We start from the raw sequence: 17,038 nt of genomic DNA, 5'->3' as shown, positions 1-17,038 counted from the left end.
AAAAAAGCGCTCGGCGATAATGCCGACGCTTCATCATATCTTATATATTATAGTTATTTTTATGAAAAAATCAAGTTCTATTGTAGAAAAAAGTTCGCTTTTACATAAAGAATGTTTACCAATTTCTACGAATTGTACCCTGTCTTCCTAGAATTAGCCAAATTCCTGCACCAATTAGCAGAATAGCTAACCAATAGATTCCACCTGTTCTCATTAGACTGAATAAGAAGAAGATGAATGAAAGGAGGCCTATACTAAGCGAAACCCACAGAAGAATATTCGAACTGTAATTTTCATTTAAGTAATATTCATATAACCCGACAGCAAGTCCAAGAAGCAAAGCTGGCCATAAGTATGCCATCAGTCCCCATCCCCATATATTACATATCAAGAATAGCAATCCCCACACGATGAATATACCACCAGGAATGAGAAGTAAGGATGGTCTTCTAAGATTGAAATAAAGCCAATGCAATATAACGCCTACAACGATTATAAGAATTGGCCATAACGAACGACCGAGAAAGCTGAACACTCCAAATTTACCAAGTAGAATAACAATACCTGCAATCACAATCCCTAGTCCTAGTTTTATATCTTTGTTAGATGACATTTATACACCCTCTTTTCTCTTGGCATGTCCATTCTTGTCGAAATATAGATGAACATATGATTAACAATATTGTATATGATAATCGTATAAATAACCATATTGTTAACGCAAAAAAGAACGTGAAGGTCACGAACTTCATGTTCCTTTTACTCTGCATTTATATCCAAACCATAAGAAGTTATACACGCTGCATTGTCAACTTCCTCATTCTTCCGAATGAAATCACTACGATTGCTAGTAGGATTGGTAGTACAGAATGCCATTGTGGCCAAAGGTTCCCTATAAAACTCCCAAATCTAGCATCTTGAAGCATCATTTCACCCGCTGTATAAGCGAGTATTCCAGCACCTAAGTATATAAGAACGGGAAACCGTTCAAGCCAATGAATTATAATCGTACTCCCATAGATCACAATCGGTATGCTAAGTGTAATCCCAATAACGATTACAGCTAGATCTCCTTTAGCAATTGCTGCAATAGCAATGACATTATCGATGCTCATAATGAAATCTGCTGCAAGGATGGTACGTATCGCCTTGGATATCGTTGGTATCTCTCCAAGTCGAAGATCTTTCTTCTGTTGCGTTATTAAATGGAAGGCAATCCATAATAACATAAAGCCACCTAGTGCCTGCAGATAAGGTATCTTTAACATCACCACTGCAACAAACGTGAGAAGACATCTAAGCACTATAGCACCCATAGCACCCCACCAGACCGTTCGTTTACGCTGAGCCGGTGGTAGATCTTTACTAGCCATTGCGATGACAACTGCATTATCACCACTTAACACTAAATTAATTACCAATATTTCCATCAATAACCATAATATATCCATAGTACAACCCCCTCCATTCATACATGTATGAATGAAACGAGTTGCATATGCTTATCCATTGATCATTGGATATATATTTATAGTGTTTGTTTAGAACCAGTCTTCTTGAATTGTATTATTCATCTTTGTGTTCTTACTTTGTGCAGGGGCTATTGTCACGGTCTCAGTACGATCCAAAGCTTGTTGTAAGAGTTCAGGAAGATTGGTAATACGTCGTTCAATTTTCTCAACGATCCGTAGATTGGGATTGGTTGATGGTGATTTAGATACGAATAATGTACAACAGTCCTCATGCGGTTGAATGGAAATATCATACGTTCCAATATCCTTAGCAACGGTAATAATCTCGTTCTTGTCCATCGTGATTAGTGGTCTAAGAATCGGTAGTGCTGTCGCACGTCCAATAGTATTCAGGCTAGATAACGTCTGACTAGCCACTTGACCAAGGCTGTCACCTGTTACAATCGCTAAAGCTCCTTCTCTCTCCGCTAAAGATGTTGTGATAGACAACATTGCTCTACGCATGAAGGTAATGATGAGATTATCCTGTCCCAATCCCGTAAATGCAGTCTGTACTTCCGTAAATGGAACGAAGTGAACTTTAATCCCACCCGAGTATTCAGCCAATACACTGACTAGATCCTCTACTTTATCTTTAGCTAATTTACTCGTGAATGGATAACTAAAGAAATGGACACATTCTATGGATAATCCTCTACGCATCGCACTCCACGCAGCCACTGGACTATCAATTCCTCCAGATAATAAGGTCATCGCTTTCCCATTACTTCCTCTTGGAAACCCACCTACTGCTGGAATAACTTCATAGAATATATAAGTCTCTACCTCCCTAATCTCTACTCGCAGATCAAGTTTAGGTTGATTCATACATACATCGAGCATTTGAAATTCTTTTAATAACAAAGATCCTACATGGTTGTTCATTTCATGTGTAGAATGAGGGAAACCCTTCCACACTCTTCTTGCACTTACTTTGAAGCTAGTATTCTGAGTCAAGTTCATTTCACTCAAGTATTGATGGCTTGTCCGAAGAATGTCATCTAAGTTAGATTCACAGACGATAACTGGACTGATTGAACCTACACCAAATACCTTTCTCAAAGCTTGTATCGCATCCGTAGCATTTTCACCATGAAGCATAATATAGATTCTTCCGAACTCACTCCTAAATTCCACACGTGGATAAGGGATAAGAACAGATTTAATATGAAGAAGTACAGATTTCTCAAACCTTCTTCGATTTTTCCCCTTTAACATAAATTCTCCAAAGCGTATTAGTAACATATCATAAGTAACCATTCATTATTCTTCCTTTCTAACCATTCGGTCTAGCTGCTTCACACAATGATGAAGCGCTTGTTGTAACATGTGTACTTCTTCTATCGTGTGACTGTCCCCAAGACTAATTCGTATACCACTCGTAGCTTCATCCCTACTAAGTCCCATAGACAACAATACACGACTTGCTTCTATTCGTTTCGTGGAGCAGGCCGATTTCGTCGATACAAGCATGCCTTGTTCTTCTAGTGCATGCAATAGCACTTCAGATCTCATCGCTGGGTATGAGAAATGAACAATATGGGGTGCTGAGTTCTCATGGGTATGTAACTTCAAACCGTTTATATCCTGTATAAACGCATGAATCTGATCACGAAGAACAGTTGTCTTTCGCTTAAAAAATTCTTGCTGTTCCTGTGCCATTCGCATTGCCTTAGCCATAGCAACGAGTTGGGGTGTATTCTCTGTTCCTGCACGCATTCCGTATTCTTGAGATCCGCCACTTAAAAGAGGTGTTATCTTCAAGCCTTCACGGATATATAACACACCGCATCCTTTAGGTCCACGAAATTTATGAGCAGATAGCGTATACATATCGACTTGCCATTGCTTTAGATGAATGGGTAACTTACCAAAAGCTTGAACACCATCAACATGAAATATTGTTCTTTTATTACATTTCTTAATTTCATGACCAATCGCTTCAATCGGTTGTATAGCCCCCATTTCGTTGTTGACATGCATAATACTGACAAGAATCGTATCTTTTCTTATCGTTGATGTAATCGATGCAGGATCAACACAACCACGGGCATCTACAGGAAGATAGGTAACTTCATATCCCCATTCCTCTAATTGGCGGAAGCTTTCGTATACAGAGGCATGTTCGATTTTAGTTGTGATCACATGTTTACCACGATTAGCGTATTGAAGGGCAACACCCTTAATCGCCATATTATTTCCTTCTGTTGCACCTGATGTAAATACGATTTCCCTTGGTTCCACATCTAATGAATTTGCACAACTTTCACGTGATCTTGTGATCAGCTTGATGGCATCATCGCCCATTTGATGTATGGATGACGGGTTACCATAGTGTGTCTTCATTACTTGACTTAATGTACGAATGACATCCTCATAAGGTGGCGTGCTCGCCGCGTGATCCCAATAAATCATTGTAGATCCTCCTTTATACAGAACAACGCAAAAAGATCAATTATCGGAGAGGGTGTAAAGGATATTGTTGATCCTTGACCCTAGTACCTCCTCGTATGATCTTCTAGCGATTCATATTTAATTGTTCTTATGCTTCGTATTTCGAACGAGCGTTCTGAACTTTAGTAATATAATTTCTAGTCTCCATAGGGAGTGAATCCAAACGATTCATGAGTTCTTGATCTGTAGATATTCCTAGTCGGGAAACTCTACCCGGACCCGCATTATAAGCAGCAAGTGCAAGATTCTCTTGTCCATCAAATCGCTTCAATTGGTAGGAGAGATACCTTGTTCCGGCATCAATGTTTTCTTTGGGATCAAATGAATTGTTCACGCCAAGTCCTGCAGCTGTCCCATCCATCAATTGCATCAACCCTTTTGCTCCTGCTGATGATACGCTATTAGGATTGAAAGAGGATTCTGTATCAATAACCGCTTTAATAAGTGTCTCAGATATTCCATACCGTTGACTTGCCTCATGAATAAGTTGGTTATAATCTGTCTGTACTGAATCTCCGTTGATTTCATTGTCATTAGATATTCTAGTATTATCCGTACTCACAACGCCAAGCTGCTGCCATAAGAGACCATCACTCCAAGATACACCAGCATTCGGAGATATCTCTTGTTGATCTGATAATTCAGAAGTTGCCATTACTTGAGTCAGTAAACCTTCGAAGTTAGATCCACTCATCTGAGCACTAAGTATGTCTTGAATGAGTTCATCCTTATTCTTAATTGTTGCATTTTTTTGTGAATTTATAAGTTGTTTCGCGGTCACACTATCCATTTGCATTCCCTTATCCCAACTTCCGTCATAATCTTCTTGTTATATTTTATCATGTGATCATGTCTTATGCCACCTTCTATCCTAAAGAATTGTTACAAATGTAAAAAGAGAGCTTTCTTACCTCAATAGGAGGCATTAGAAAGCTCACTTTGAAATGTTACTCGACTGAAGGCTGTTATGATCTTCCCAGAGGAATCAGCACAAGGTAGCTTATCGTTGCTAAGACCCCTAAACCCATTGCCCATGTACCTGTGACCTTTTTGCCTTGGAAATAGGCATAGTAGCCCATCATAATGGAAATAGGACCTAGAACGATCGACCACATGAATAAGGACACTAAACCAAGCGCAAGACCGACATACCCTGCCAAATTTCCTGTAGAACGATCAAAATCCTCTACATCGGTGTCTCTAGACTTAGGTATGTCTCGCATCCGCACGGGTGTAGATGCGACTTCTGCAGCATATTCCTCTTTATGATTGCTTACAAGACGTGGGTAATCCGCACGATTATTCAACTTCGGGTGGATCGTCCCATTCTTATCAATCACTTTATTACTTCCCAATGATTCTTCAGTTGCTGAACCTAGATCTTCATTCTTCATAACAACACCCCCCTCGATTTCAGATTAGAGTGCATGCTTATTGTGGTCTAAACGTTAAACAACAGGTCGATGAAGATGTACGAGCCTTATCCTGATTTAATGAAAATGGTTCTTCTCCATATTCCTCATGTAAGTTCATCGTTGAATGAGCATCAATTTCAATCATAATTTTCTCAGCACGACATAGGTTTTCTTCTCCCCAAAAGTGACAGTTACTCACACTACATTTTACCAATGTTTTATTATCATTATTCATGTATATCACCTCATCTACATTGTCTCCGACCATACATATGACTATGCATTATCGAAGTTGTAACTTGATGCAAACATGCAATAATTATCCTCACCATCTAACGAATAAATGCAGAGGATTTTCCTAAGGATAATATAAACAATGTTGATGAAGGAGATGTGGATATGTCGCAACGATCACGTATAGTTGGAGCCGTTATCATCACAACAGGGATTATCACTACGCTTGTATTATTACCTAATAAAAATGCCGTTCCCCATTACAACACCAGTTCCTATAACCGTTCTAACTCAAATGTAGATTCACTCACTCATGTTATAGACCCACATCAAGAAACTCGCATGAAGCAGAAGACGATGAATCAAGATATCTCATCAACCAACACATTATCTCGAATGGATGCGAAAGAGCATTTGATCGATCTCGCAAATCAATTTCTTACGTTGGGTACGAAAGACATGCAGACGTATATCCATCAATTACAGCAGACTCATGATCATATTCCTTGGATAGGTTGGATCAATTTCACAACACAGCAATCCCGCACTTATCAAGTGAAAAATTTGACTATCGATATGAAAAACAACAAGCACTACAAACAATATTATGCAATAGCCAAACATCACTTACGTAACCATCAACCTTATGAATCGCCTTCATTTCAAGTCGAAGATACACAATATTTCTTCATTGCAGAACCATCTACACAAGGAAATGCGGGTGTTATCGGACTCATTAGTCAAGACATCCTAAATGCAGTCACCAATCATCAGAAGCGTAATTTAAGACTAATCCCTTACCCCAAAGAAGGTAATTATCGAATCGAATCTGTGGATACTAACACACTTCGAGATATTACAGTAAAGACCGGACATGATAATGAAAATGCTAGCCATTATTATGAACATGAAATTGTGGTTCATTTCACAAAAGATATGACAGATAAACAATTAATGGCTATATCCAAAGATATTCAATCCAAGTGGGTGCGTAAGATGGGTTATGCTTATGTCTTTCATGCCAACACAATGGATTATTCTGAATTAAAGGAATATTTCACAAATAAATACCATCCAAACTATGTCGAACCACACTATTTATATCTGACCAATGGTGATCGTTCTCAACTAACGAATCCAACACCTCCGATCATTCCTAATGATTTATTATTCTCCAAATACCAATGGAACTTACCTGCGATAGAAACTAATAAAGCATGGGAGTTATCCAAAGGAAGCGAAGATGTCATTGTGGCCGTAATCGATACAGGCGTAGATTTGAATCATCCAGACCTGAAGGGCAATCTTATTCAAGGCTATAACGTGATTGATCCTTCCAAACCGCCTACAGATGATGTAGGTCACGGTACACATGTATGTGGAATCATTGGTGCTGTTGTGAATAACAACGAAGGGGTAGCTGGTATAAGTTGGTATAATAAGGTGATGCCCATTAAAGTACTCGATAGCTCTGGTGCTGGGACAACCTATTCTGTTGCAGAAGGAATTATATGGGCAGCGGATCACGGGGCCAAGGTTATCAATATGAGTCTTGGTAACTATGCTAAATCTAACTTTCTTCATGATGCTATCAAATATGCCTATGATCGTGATGTTGTCATTATAGCGGCGACAGGTAACGATAATACAGAACGACCAGGATATCCTGCGGCTTATCCTGAGGTATTCTCCGTATCCGCGACAGACTCAGAATTGAAACGTGCTTCCTTCTCTAATTATGGGGATTATGTAGATGTTGTGGCACCGGGGGCAAGCATAGCCAGTACCTATTTAAAGAATCAGTATGCTTCACTCTCAGGAACCTCTATGGCTAGCCCACATGTTGCTGCATTGGCAGGTCTTATTCGATCTAGAAATCCTAATCTCAACAATGTAGAAGTGATGGATTTAATGCGTGGTAGTGCTATTGACTTGGGAACTGCTGGACGAGATAAGTATTTCGGTTATGGTCAAGTTGATATATATAATAGTCTACAAGCCGCAGGGAATGGCGCTTCTGCTCTTCAATTCTGGCCTCAACATGTCCAAAAGAAAATGCAGTCCATAATCCACAATAGTGCACAGTCCAAATAACTTATTAAGGTAGATTTGTTTTCTTATAAAACGTCATAAAAATGGTGTTGTTTCATCAATAATTATTGATGAAACAACACCATTTAATGTTATACAGTTAAGTTGCAGTTGTGAAAGTTTGCCGTAAGCCGGGTCCTGTATTCTTTGTGGTATATTCGGGAACTACCCTCCCACTTCAAACGACAATCATCTATCTAGGCCGAACATTGCTGAACGGCTCAAGCGACCAACCTAAACGCGCCTCAGGCTAAGGTTGCTCTTCTTTACAGAAAAGCTGCGTTCCATTAGGTCTTGCTCCAAGTGGGGTTTACCAGGAACGAAGTCACCAGCGCTCCTCGGGGTCTCTTACACCTCGGTTCCATCCTTGCCTGTGCTACTTGCGTAGCCATCGGCGGTCCATTTCTGTGGCACTATCCTTCAACTCGCGCTGACTGGACGTTATCCAGCACCCTGCCATATGGAGCCCGGACTTTCCTCTCGTGATACCTTACGTATCACCAGCGATTGTCTGTCAAACTTTCAGAGCAACAAATGATAGTATACAGCGAATTTATCGCAGTTACAAGCTTCACTAACTTGTAACTAACGAAATAATCAACATCACATAAATTGAAACGGTTCCGTATTCACTTCAGATACATGTACTTTTGTATCGACACGAGCTTTTTGAAGTTTAGCACGCATCCAATCTGCGACTTTAGATTTCATAATTTTCTCAGCGTTATGTCCTGGATCAATAATAGCGATACCAGCCATTAGCGCATCTTGTGCCGTATGATAATCAATATCTCCAGTGACGAGTACATCTGCACCGCAATAGATGGATGGTGAGACATAACGACTTCCGGATCCTCCAAGCACAGCTGCTTTACGAATGGGACGATCCAAGTCTCCAACTACTCTAACATGTTCAACGTCTAAATTACGTTTCACTACTTCAACGAAGTCTGCTAATTTCATAGGGCTGCTTAGTTTACCAACACGACCAAGACCGAGCGTTCTTCCTTTTAAATTCATAGCATACAGGTCGTAAGCTACCTCTTCATAAGGATGGGATTTGAGCATAGCTTGGATCACTTTGCTCCTAATACCATGAGGCACGATGGTCTCAATACGCATCTCATCCACACGTTCCATTCTTCCTTGTTTACCTATAAAAGGTTCCGTTCCTTCCATAGGCATAAATGTTCCGTATCCCTCTATGTTAAAACTACAATGACTGTAATGACCAATCATCCCTGCACCTGCTCCAAGAATTGCATCTAACACTTGCTGATGATGCGTCTTAGGAACAAACACAACCAATTTAGATAACTCCTCTGTATGTAAATCTTCTATAGGGGAGCCATTCTCAATACCTAATGCTTCTGCCATCCAATCGTTCATACCACCCTCTGCAACATCCAGATTGGTATGACTGATGTACACGGCAATATCATGTTTGATTAATTTCTCATACAATCTACCCATCGCTGTGTCTGTCTGCAATTGCTTGAGTGGTCTGAATATAATAGCATGATGTGCAATGATAAGATCCACCTCAAGTCGAATGGCTTCTTCTATCACTTCATCATTCACATCAAGTGCAATCAGAACATGATGAATGTCTTTTTGTAGCGTCCCCAACTGCAGTCCAATTCGGTCATCAGGCATGGCTACGTGTTTGGGAGCTAGTTCCTCCATATATTGAATTACAGTTTGTCCTTTGGCAAACACGCGAGAACCTCCTTAATCTGATTCATTTCTTGTTGGAAATTTTTGATTTTGTCTTGGGATGAAGATAATGTTGACGTGCCCAAAGAACGTACTACGCGGTTTAGTTTATCAAGCTCTGATAACCACTTCGTTCTAAATATCATGTTATTCTCTTTGATTAACCAAGGTCCCATGCGTATTTGTATCTCTTTTGTCACTTTTACCGAACCATCCACATGAGCTATATCATATTCTTGGTATACCTCACTATTGGTTAACAGCGTAGCATCTGATTCCTCGGGTACGGCAGTTAATATTTCATATACTTTTCGATCTTCCTCCATAATGTGCTCCGATAACAGAACGAAGTGATGATCCAGTAACCATCGCCGTACAATCTCTTCTCCCACATTAGGTTGTAATATCAGCATTGTCACACCTTCAAGCTTATCTATACCCTGTTCCAATATGCTTGCGATCAACGCACCACCCATGCCTGCAATCGTGATAACCTCTACTTCACCAGGCGCTATCACATCAAGACCATCACCTAATCTAACAGAGATTTGATCTTGCAGACCCGCAGATGCAACTTGTCTCAAAGCCGCATCTCTAGGTCCAGCATTCACTTCACCTGCAACCGCTCGTAATACCTTGTTACTCTTTATAGCCGCAACAGGTAACATGGCATGATCTGACCCAATGTCAGCAAAGGTACTACCTTCCGGCATTTGTTCCATAATATATTGCAATCGTTTCGATAATTTCATAACAGCCCCCATACAGCATCCTTTATTTTCATATATAGATATATATTATTTGATGAAATCATTAACATTGTCATTTGCATTGGCATCCAAAAAGAGCTAAAATAAAAACTAATAAAACAGATTTAGGTAGTTCTACCATTTAGTACAAAAAGGACCTTTCTGAGCTAATAAGCCACAGAAGGTCCACCAAACCATTTATTCTAAAAAGTCTTTCAATCTCTTACTACGGCTTGGATGGCGCAATTTACGAAGTGCTTTGGCTTCGATTTGACGAATCCGTTCGCGAGTTACACCGAAGACTTTACCTACCTCTTCAAGTGTTCTCGTACGTCCATCATCCAGACCAAAACGTAAACGTAATACGTTCTCTTCTCGTTCAGTTAACGTGTCGAGTACATCTTCTAATTGTTCTTTCAGAAGTTCATAAGCTGCTGCGTCTGCTGGTGCTAACGCCTCTTGATCTTCAATGAAATCCCCAAGGTGTGAATCATCTTCCTCGCCGATCGGTGTCTCAAGTGAAACGGGTTCTTGGGCAATCTTCATGATTTCCCTAACTTTCTCAACACTTAACTCCATCTCTATAGCGATCTCTTCTGGTGCAGGTTCGCGTCCTAATTCTTGAAGGAGTTGACGAGATACACGGATTAGCTTATTAATCGTCTCGACCATATGAACGGGTATTCTTATCGTCCGAGCTTGGTCTGCAATAGCACGAGTGATCGCTTGACGTATCCACCATGTTGCATATGTGCTGAATTTAAATCCTTTTCCATGATCGAATTTCTCAACAGCTTTGATCAGTCCCATGTTACCTTCTTGAATAAGGTCTAGAAATAACATTCCACGTCCAACATATCGCTTGGCAATGCTGACTACGAGGCGTAGATTAGCTTCTGCAAGGCGTCTTTTAGCTTCTTCATCACCTTTTTCAATACGTTTAGCTAGTTGAACTTCATCTTCTGCTGATAGTAATTGAACACGTCCAATTTCCTTAAGATACATACGAACAGGATCATTGATCTTGATCCCTGGAGGCAATGATAAGTCGTCTGCAAAGATCGTCTCACCCTCCTGTTGTTCTTCAGAGTCATCATTAGGTCGAAGGGTATTCGTTTCATCATCCTCATTCTCATTAACCACTTCAATCTCCAAGTCACTGAGATGCTCATAGAACTCTTCCATTTGTTCTGGGTCTTGGTCAAATGGTGATAATTTCTCCACAATGTCTTTCATATTCAACGTCGATTTCTTCTTGCCTTGCTCAACCAGTTGGTCTTTGACTTGATCCAATGTTAATTCTGTCTCTATTTCAGTACGTTGATCATTCGCCATAACTCGACTCCCTCCTCCCTAGAAACAATCCAACCTTAACGATCATTTACTGTCTCTCTAGGGCAATAATTTCAATTGCAATTTGTGCTGCACGCATACTATCTCCTGATCTTTCGGCACTTACCATTTCTTCTTTTTTCAGTTCTATAATCTGTTGCTGTGGAACTTTATGAATTTCCCGAATGTAATCGTTCAATAACTCAACATTCCATTCTTGGGCTATATCCATCATCGAGATAGAACTAACTATCTTCTCGAATCGATCATCTTGAAGCGATGATATAAATCGACTTGTATCTGGGTGTTTGCCCTGTGCATAATAGGCATATAGATAAGCAGCAATAGCTGCATGACCCTCAATATTGAATGCATCTCCAAGATGTTCTCCAACGTATTGTGCAACTTCAACATTCTGAAGCATTAAGGCTATGAGTCTACGTTCTGCAGTATGATAAGCTGGCAATAAAGTTGGTGTAGGTACCTTCTCTTTTTTATGCCTACCATTATTCCACCCATAGTCAAAATTATCCCCATCCGATATGTTTTTTTGCATAGACTGACGAATAAGGTTGCAATCCTGCTTAAGACTTTCATAAGATAATTGGTGTTCTGAAGACAATTCCCTTAGATATACTTCCCGTTCTGTTGAGGATTCGAGAAGTGCAATAATCGGCAGAACTTCCTTCATATATGAGATCTTTCCATCTTCTTCTAGAAGTATATGGTTTTTTTTGAGATATATAAGTTTAAATTTCGTTGTAGAAACAGCCCCTTCTACAACTTGACTCATAAAGCGCTCAGGTCCATATTTACGAATGAAATCATCTGGATCAAGTCCATCGCTTAAGATAGCAATTTTAACTTTTATTCCTGCACTCTCAATCATTGGTATGTTCTTCATAGCAGAGGATTGTCCTGCTCGATCACCATCGAAGCAGATCAATATTTCATCTACCATCGTCTTCATCATAGAAATATGACCTTCCGTTAAAGAAGTTCCCATCGTTGCTACACCATTTTGAACCCCAGCTTCCCATGCGGCAATCACGTCACCGTAACCTTCGAACAGAACAATCTGGCGCAACTTGCGGATAGAACCTTTCGCTTGGTGTAAGTTGTACAATATTCGGCTCTTATTGAATAACTTACTCTCAGGCGAATTCAAATATTTGGGTTGCCCATCACCGAGTACTCGCCCAGCAAAAGCAATCACTTTGCCATTCCTGTCGTTGATAGGAAATATAACGCGATCACGGAATCGATCAATATAACCGGAACCATCACTACGAGCAGACAGTAGTCCACCCTTGTCCATTTCCTCAAGATCGAAGGATCGTTTCGTTAGAAATTGTACTAACGTATTCCATGAGTCTGGGGCATAGCCAATTTGAAACTGATCAATCAACTTATCTGTGAATCCACGAGAACGTAAATAAGCCATTGCAGGTATACCGTGTTCCGTATTCTTTAACAAATAATGATAGAATTTAGATGACCATTCGTAGGCTTGGAGTAGTCTTTCTCTTTCTGGGTTTGTTGAGTTCACTGCATAACTTGTGACTTCAGGCATCTCAATATGACTTTCTTCTGCCATCCATTTAACAGCCTCTGGAAAAGAGATCGACTCCATTTCCATCATGAATTTAATAGCATTTCCGCCTTTGCCACAACCATAACAGTAGAATATCTGTTTCTCTGGCGTCACTGTAAATGATGGTGTCTTTTCCGAATGGAATGGACATAGACCCTTCATATACTTGCCTTGCTTCGTGAGATGAACGTATTTTGCTACCGTATCGACGATATCATTGTGCTCTAGAACAGCATCGATTACCTTCTCCGGAATATTACCATGTCCGGTACTCATCTTTACCACCTTCATCTCTTTTAGCAAGTAAATATTATTCGCTACGAGTCGTCGTTCTCCTGCATTTTCTCTAAAAGTTTTGTCAGATTGTGTTGGAATAACATTTTATCATCTGCTGTAATCGGTTTCGGACCCTTAGAATGTTTGCCCATTCTTCTTGCCTTTGCTTGATGATGTCTTCGGTCCAACATTAAATCAATATTGTCATCTCCATATTGCAATCCTCGATTGGAGAGTACGTAACAGCCTTTGGCGAGTGCCAATGCTGCTAATCCATAATCTTGTGTCACTACAACATCCCCATGCTTAATATGGTTAGCAATATAGATGTCTGCACTTTGATCACTTCGATCCACTTGCACAGCAGTAACTCCCTCTTCCTCTCGAATGAGATGATCATATGAGGAGACCATGATGACGGGGATAGTAAAAGTTCGAGCTGTTACAGCAATTTCGTGTTTAACAGGACATGCATCTGCATCAACGACAATACGACAATTAATCTGTATAGTCACAATAACACCTATTCTACCTTTTATTTAATACTTATTATAAGTATATACGCTCTCGCCTAGCCAAAATCCTTCTTACTAGGCATTAGTAAAATAATGGTGGTTCATGTTAGGTGAATATATAGAACGGGTCTGTTCTATATACACAGACCGTTCCATATATAATTACCCATTTTAACGAACCTTACCACACAAGTTTTGAGAAATCTGCAAATTTCTTAATATCTTGATCAATTGCGACAAGAAGTGCTAAGCGATTATTTCTAATATTCTCATCTTCTGCCATAACCATAACTGAATCAAAAAATTGAGTAATTGCTTCTTGAAGTCCACCAAGTATTTGTAACGCTTCAGTTCCATCTCGATAATCCAAGGACTTTTGATATTGGTAAACCATAGCATTCCATACTTTATAGAGTTCTTTCTCTGCTTCTTCTTGAAGAAGCGATTCATCAATGATTTGATGTTCTGCTTTACCACTTAGATTACTAACACGGTTAAATGAATCAACCACTATTTTAAAGTTTTCTTGGCTTTTCACAGCGTTCATAAGAGCATCACCACGAGAAACGACGGAAGCTATATCAACAAAGTCAGATGATATCACTGCATCGACCACATCATAACGTATATTTTCTGAAAGTATTTTTTTTACTCGAAGTCCAAAGAACTCCGTTACAGGTATACGTATCTCATCAGCAGTACGTTTCATTTTACGAAGACTTTCGTGAACTTCTAAGCTGATATTCAACAATTCGGTCAATGTTATCGGTAATTTCTGATCAAGCATAATCTGAACAATCCCTTGCGCTTGACGGCGCAAAGCATATGGATCTTGTGATCCTGTCGGAATAATACCTACGGAGAAACATCCCACAATCGTATCCATTTTATCTGCAATACTAACGAGTGATCCAACTAGCGAAGAAGGTGTGTCGTCTCCAGCAAACCGTGGTTGATAATGCTCAAATACAGCTTTGGCTACTTCTTCCTTTTCTCCAGCTCTACGTGCATAATCTTCACCCATTACCCCTTGTAATTCAGGGAATTCGTAGACCATTTGTGTCACAAGATCGAATTTACATATTTCTGAAGCACGACTTACTGCGTCTGCATCTTGATTAGATACTTGTATAACAGATGCTAGCTTATCCGCAGTACGGCGAATTCTCCGCACCTTATCCGCTATGGAGCCTAATTCTTCATGGAACACAACGTTCTCAAGCTTCAACAATGCATCTTTAATATGAAGTTTTTGGTCTTCAAGGTAGAAGAATTTCGCATCCGACAATCGGGCACGCAGTACCTTTTCGTTCCCCTTCGCAATCATATCCAAGCCTACATCATTTCCATTACGAACGGTCACAAAGAAAGGTAATAATTGCTCCTCATCATTAAGTACAGGGAAGTAACGTTGATGCTCCCTCATGGAAGTGATTAGCACATCTTGCGGAATTTCCAAGAAAGAAGGATCAAATGTTCCGTATAAAATAGTTGGTATTTCAACTAGGAACAATACTTCTTCTAGCAGATCTTCTTTCACCGCAATCTTCCACTGCTTCTCTTGCGCGAGCGCATCAATTTGGTTCGTTATCATCTCTTTACGCTCATCTATATCTGCAATGACAGACTGACTACGAAGGACATCCAAGTATACAGATGGATTCTCTATAACAGCCTCATCGCCTAAGAATCGATGACCTCTTGTTATATTACCTGATTTAACGTCGGTTATTTCTAAATCAATTACATCATTTCCAAACAAAGCGGTAATCCAACGAATAGGTCTGACGAATTTAAACTCATAATGACCCCAACGCATATTTTTAGGGAACGTCATTGAAGTGATTATATTTAAGAGAGCTTCCGATAGAATACTTGATGTCTCTACTCCCAAATGACTCTTCGTAACATAAATATATTCAACACCATTTAGTTCTTGAAACCTGAATTGCTCAGGATCAACTCCCTGACTTCGCGCAAAACCTAGTGAGGCTTTACTCCATTGCCCACTGTCATCCTGTGCTATTTTACGAGAAGGGCCTTTTACTTCCTCTTCTGTATCTTCTTGTTTCTCAGCCACCCCTTCTACAAGAACAGCTAAACGGCGCGGGGTTGCATAGGCATGAACTGTTCCATGAGAGATTCTAGATTCGTCTAGCCACTGAACCAAACGGTCTTTCAACTGATCCACAGCTGCCCGTATGAAACGAGCCGGCACTTCCTCTAACCCTATTTCAAATAATAGATCTTTAGCCAAGTTCAACCTCTCCTTTCTTACACAATGGGAAGCCTAGTCTTTCGCGTTCCTCTAGATAAGTAGCTGCAATCTGTCTAGCCAGATTCCTAACACGCATAATATAACCTGTACGTTCAGTCACACTTATCGCACCACGGGCATCTAGCAAATTAAAGGTGTGTGAACATTTCAATACATAATCATAGGCTGGGAATACGAGATGTTGTTCCATCGCCTTATTGGCTTCTTCTTCATACATATTAAATAAGGTGAATAACATAGGGACATTAGATACTTCGAACGTATATTTTGAATGTTCAAATTCTGCTTGATGAAAAATATCCCCGTACGAAATACCATTCACCCATTCTAGATCAAATACATTCTCTTTATCCTGAATATAGGATGCAAGGCGCTCCAAACCATACGTAATCTCCACTGCGACTGGATTGGCATCAATCCCACCAACTTGTTGAAAGTATGTGAATTGCGTGACTTCCATACCATCCAGCCATACTTCCCAACCAAGACCCCATGCGCCTAAGGTTGGTGCTTCCCAGTTATCTTCTACGAATCTAATGTCATGCTTCAAAGGGTCAATGCCAAGACGGACTAGACTTTCTAAATAGATTTCTTGGATACGATCAGGAGATGGCTTCAGAATCACTTGGAATTGATGATGCTGATAGAGTCGGTTCGGGTTCTCCCCATAACGTCCATCTGCTGGACGACGAGAAGGTTCCACATAAGCCACATTCCAAGGTTCTGGACCAATAGAATGCAAGTATGTCATAGGATTCATGGTCCCTGCACCTTTCTCAGTATCATATGGTTGTACAATAATACAATTGTGCTCTGCCCAGAATTGTTGCAGTGTAAGAATCATTTGTTGAAAATTCATTTACCCTCGCTCCT

Annotated in this window: 15 protein-coding genes and 1 other RNA gene; 1 reads left to right on the top strand and 15 read right to left on the bottom strand. The window is 40.0% G+C overall.

The genetic code is table 11. The annotated features are described in order from the left end of the window. Positions 1-115 precede the first annotated feature (115 nt). The 7 genes from ACH8E3_RS02920 to ACH8E3_RS02890 all read right to left on the bottom strand — a co-directional run bounded on the left by ACH8E3_RS02920 (position 116) and on the right by ACH8E3_RS02890 (position 5,615). A complete protein-coding gene (locus ACH8E3_RS02920) occupies positions 116-613 on the bottom strand; it encodes a hypothetical protein (protein WP_458631097.1) in 498 nt (165 codons plus the stop codon). Between the two features lie 178 nt (positions 614-791). Next, positions 792-1,451 (bottom strand): TerC family protein, encoded by a 660-nt coding sequence (locus ACH8E3_RS02915; RefSeq protein WP_458631096.1) that lies wholly within the window; start codon positions 1,449-1,451, stop codon positions 792-794. Positions 1,452-1,541: 90 nt separating this feature from the next. Then, positions 1,542-2,771, bottom strand: a complete 1,230-nt coding sequence (gene thiI / locus ACH8E3_RS02910) for a tRNA uracil 4-sulfurtransferase ThiI (RefSeq protein WP_458631095.1) — start codon at positions 2,769-2,771, stop codon at positions 1,542-1,544. Positions 2,772-2,774: 3 nt separating this feature from the next. Further along, positions 2,775-3,926 carry a cysteine desulfurase family protein gene (locus ACH8E3_RS02905; RefSeq protein ID WP_458631094.1) on the bottom strand — a complete coding sequence of 384 codons (1,152 nt, stop codon included), beginning with the start codon at positions 3,924-3,926 and terminating at the stop codon, positions 2,775-2,777. A gap of 127 nt (positions 3,927-4,053) precedes the next feature. Then, on the bottom strand, positions 4,054-4,761 hold the full coding sequence (locus ACH8E3_RS02900) for a lytic transglycosylase domain-containing protein (protein WP_458631093.1): 708 nt from the start codon (positions 4,759-4,761) through the stop codon (positions 4,054-4,056). Between the two features lie 169 nt (positions 4,762-4,930). Beyond that, positions 4,931-5,359, bottom strand: coding sequence for a hypothetical protein (locus ACH8E3_RS02895; protein WP_458631092.1), 429 nt, complete (start codon positions 5,357-5,359; stop codon positions 4,931-4,933). A gap of 37 nt (positions 5,360-5,396) precedes the next feature. Beyond that, a complete protein-coding gene (locus ACH8E3_RS02890; protein WP_458631091.1) occupies positions 5,397-5,615 on the bottom strand; it encodes a DUF1540 domain-containing protein in 219 nt (72 codons plus the stop codon). A gap of 164 nt (positions 5,616-5,779) precedes the next feature. Between ACH8E3_RS02890 and ACH8E3_RS02885 the strand changes: the two genes are divergently transcribed. Next, positions 5,780-7,708 (top strand): S8 family peptidase, encoded by a 1,929-nt coding sequence (locus ACH8E3_RS02885; protein ID WP_458631090.1) that lies wholly within the window; start codon positions 5,780-5,782, stop codon positions 7,706-7,708. Between the two features lie 109 nt (positions 7,709-7,817). Here ACH8E3_RS02885 and rnpB read toward each other — a convergent pair. The 8 genes from rnpB to glyQ form a co-directional block, all read right to left on the bottom strand. Further along, positions 7,818-8,228, bottom strand: an RNA gene (gene rnpB, locus ACH8E3_RS02880) — RNase P RNA component class A. An 80-nt stretch (positions 8,229-8,308) separates the two neighbouring features. Then, on the bottom strand, positions 8,309-9,424 hold the full coding sequence (locus ACH8E3_RS02875; RefSeq protein WP_458631089.1) for a Nif3-like dinuclear metal center hexameric protein: 1,116 nt from the start codon (positions 9,422-9,424) through the stop codon (positions 8,309-8,311). Beyond that, entirely contained in the window at positions 9,400-10,173 is a 774-nt protein-coding gene (locus ACH8E3_RS02870; protein ID WP_458631088.1) for a tRNA (adenine(22)-N(1))-methyltransferase, read from the bottom strand. Before ACH8E3_RS02870 ends, ACH8E3_RS02875 begins: the two co-directional genes overlap by 25 nt. A 195-nt stretch (positions 10,174-10,368) precedes the next feature. After that, on the bottom strand, positions 10,369-11,505 hold the full coding sequence (rpoD, locus tag ACH8E3_RS02865; RefSeq protein ID WP_458631087.1) for an RNA polymerase sigma factor RpoD: 1,137 nt from the start codon (positions 11,503-11,505) through the stop codon (positions 10,369-10,371). A gap of 46 nt (positions 11,506-11,551) precedes the next feature. After that, positions 11,552-13,372 (bottom strand): DNA primase, encoded by a 1,821-nt coding sequence (dnaG, locus tag ACH8E3_RS02860; protein ID WP_458631086.1) that lies wholly within the window; start codon positions 13,370-13,372, stop codon positions 11,552-11,554. 41 nt (positions 13,373-13,413) lie between these two features. Continuing rightward, the gene (locus ACH8E3_RS02855; RefSeq protein ID WP_458631188.1) at positions 13,414-13,881 is read right to left on the bottom strand and encodes a YaiI/YqxD family protein; all 468 of its coding nucleotides are present in this window, start codon (positions 13,879-13,881) and stop codon (positions 13,414-13,416) included. 187 nt (positions 13,882-14,068) lie between these two features. Then, positions 14,069-16,144, bottom strand: a complete 2,076-nt coding sequence (glyS, locus tag ACH8E3_RS02850; protein WP_458631085.1) for a glycine--tRNA ligase subunit beta — start codon at positions 16,142-16,144, stop codon at positions 14,069-14,071. Further along, positions 16,137-17,024: a glycine--tRNA ligase subunit alpha gene (gene glyQ, locus ACH8E3_RS02845; protein WP_458631084.1), complete on the bottom strand. Its 888-nt coding sequence runs from the start codon at positions 17,022-17,024 to the stop codon at positions 16,137-16,139. Before glyQ ends, glyS begins: the two co-directional genes overlap by 8 nt. Positions 17,025-17,038: the final 14 nt, after the last annotated feature.

Source organism: Paenibacillus sp. CMAA1364, assembly GCF_054373195.1.
The sequence above is the reverse complement of the archived record's forward strand: the minus strand, read 5'-3'. Positions and strand labels throughout refer to the sequence as shown.

What these genes read in the sequence shown, in the direction of transcription:
- ACH8E3_RS02890 (WP_458631091.1), bottom strand. Translation starts at nt 5,615, where the DNA reads ATGAATAATGATAATAAAACATTGGTAAAATGTAGTGTGAGTAACTGT.
- glyQ (WP_458631084.1), bottom strand. Translation starts at nt 17,024, where the DNA reads ATGAATTTTCAACAAATGATTCTTACACTGCAACAATTCTGGGCAGAG.
- thiI (WP_458631095.1), bottom strand. Translation starts at nt 2,771, where the DNA reads ATGGTTACTTATGATATGTTACTAATACGCTTTGGAGAATTTATGTTA.
- ACH8E3_RS02870 (WP_458631088.1), bottom strand. Translation starts at nt 10,173, where the DNA reads ATGAAATTATCGAAACGATTGCAATATATTATGGAACAAATGCCGGAA.
- ACH8E3_RS02915 (WP_458631096.1), bottom strand. Translation starts at nt 1,451, where the DNA reads ATGGATATATTATGGTTATTGATGGAAATATTGGTAATTAATTTAGTG.
- dnaG (WP_458631086.1), bottom strand. Translation starts at nt 13,372, where the DNA reads ATGAGTACCGGACATGGTAATATTCCGGAGAAGGTAATCGATGCTGTT.
- ACH8E3_RS02905 (WP_458631094.1), bottom strand. Translation starts at nt 3,926, where the DNA reads ATGATTTATTGGGATCACGCGGCGAGCACGCCACCTTATGAGGATGTC.
- ACH8E3_RS02920 (WP_458631097.1), bottom strand. Translation starts at nt 613, where the DNA reads ATGTCATCTAACAAAGATATAAAACTAGGACTAGGGATTGTGATTGCA.
- ACH8E3_RS02895 (WP_458631092.1), bottom strand. Translation starts at nt 5,359, where the DNA reads ATGAAGAATGAAGATCTAGGTTCAGCAACTGAAGAATCATTGGGAAGT.
- ACH8E3_RS02900 (WP_458631093.1), bottom strand. Translation starts at nt 4,761, where the DNA reads ATGCAAATGGATAGTGTGACCGCGAAACAACTTATAAATTCACAAAAA.
- rpoD (WP_458631087.1), bottom strand. Translation starts at nt 11,505, where the DNA reads ATGGCGAATGATCAACGTACTGAAATAGAGACAGAATTAACATTGGAT.
- ACH8E3_RS02885 (WP_458631090.1), top strand. Translation starts at nt 5,780, where the DNA reads ATGTCGCAACGATCACGTATAGTTGGAGCCGTTATCATCACAACAGGG.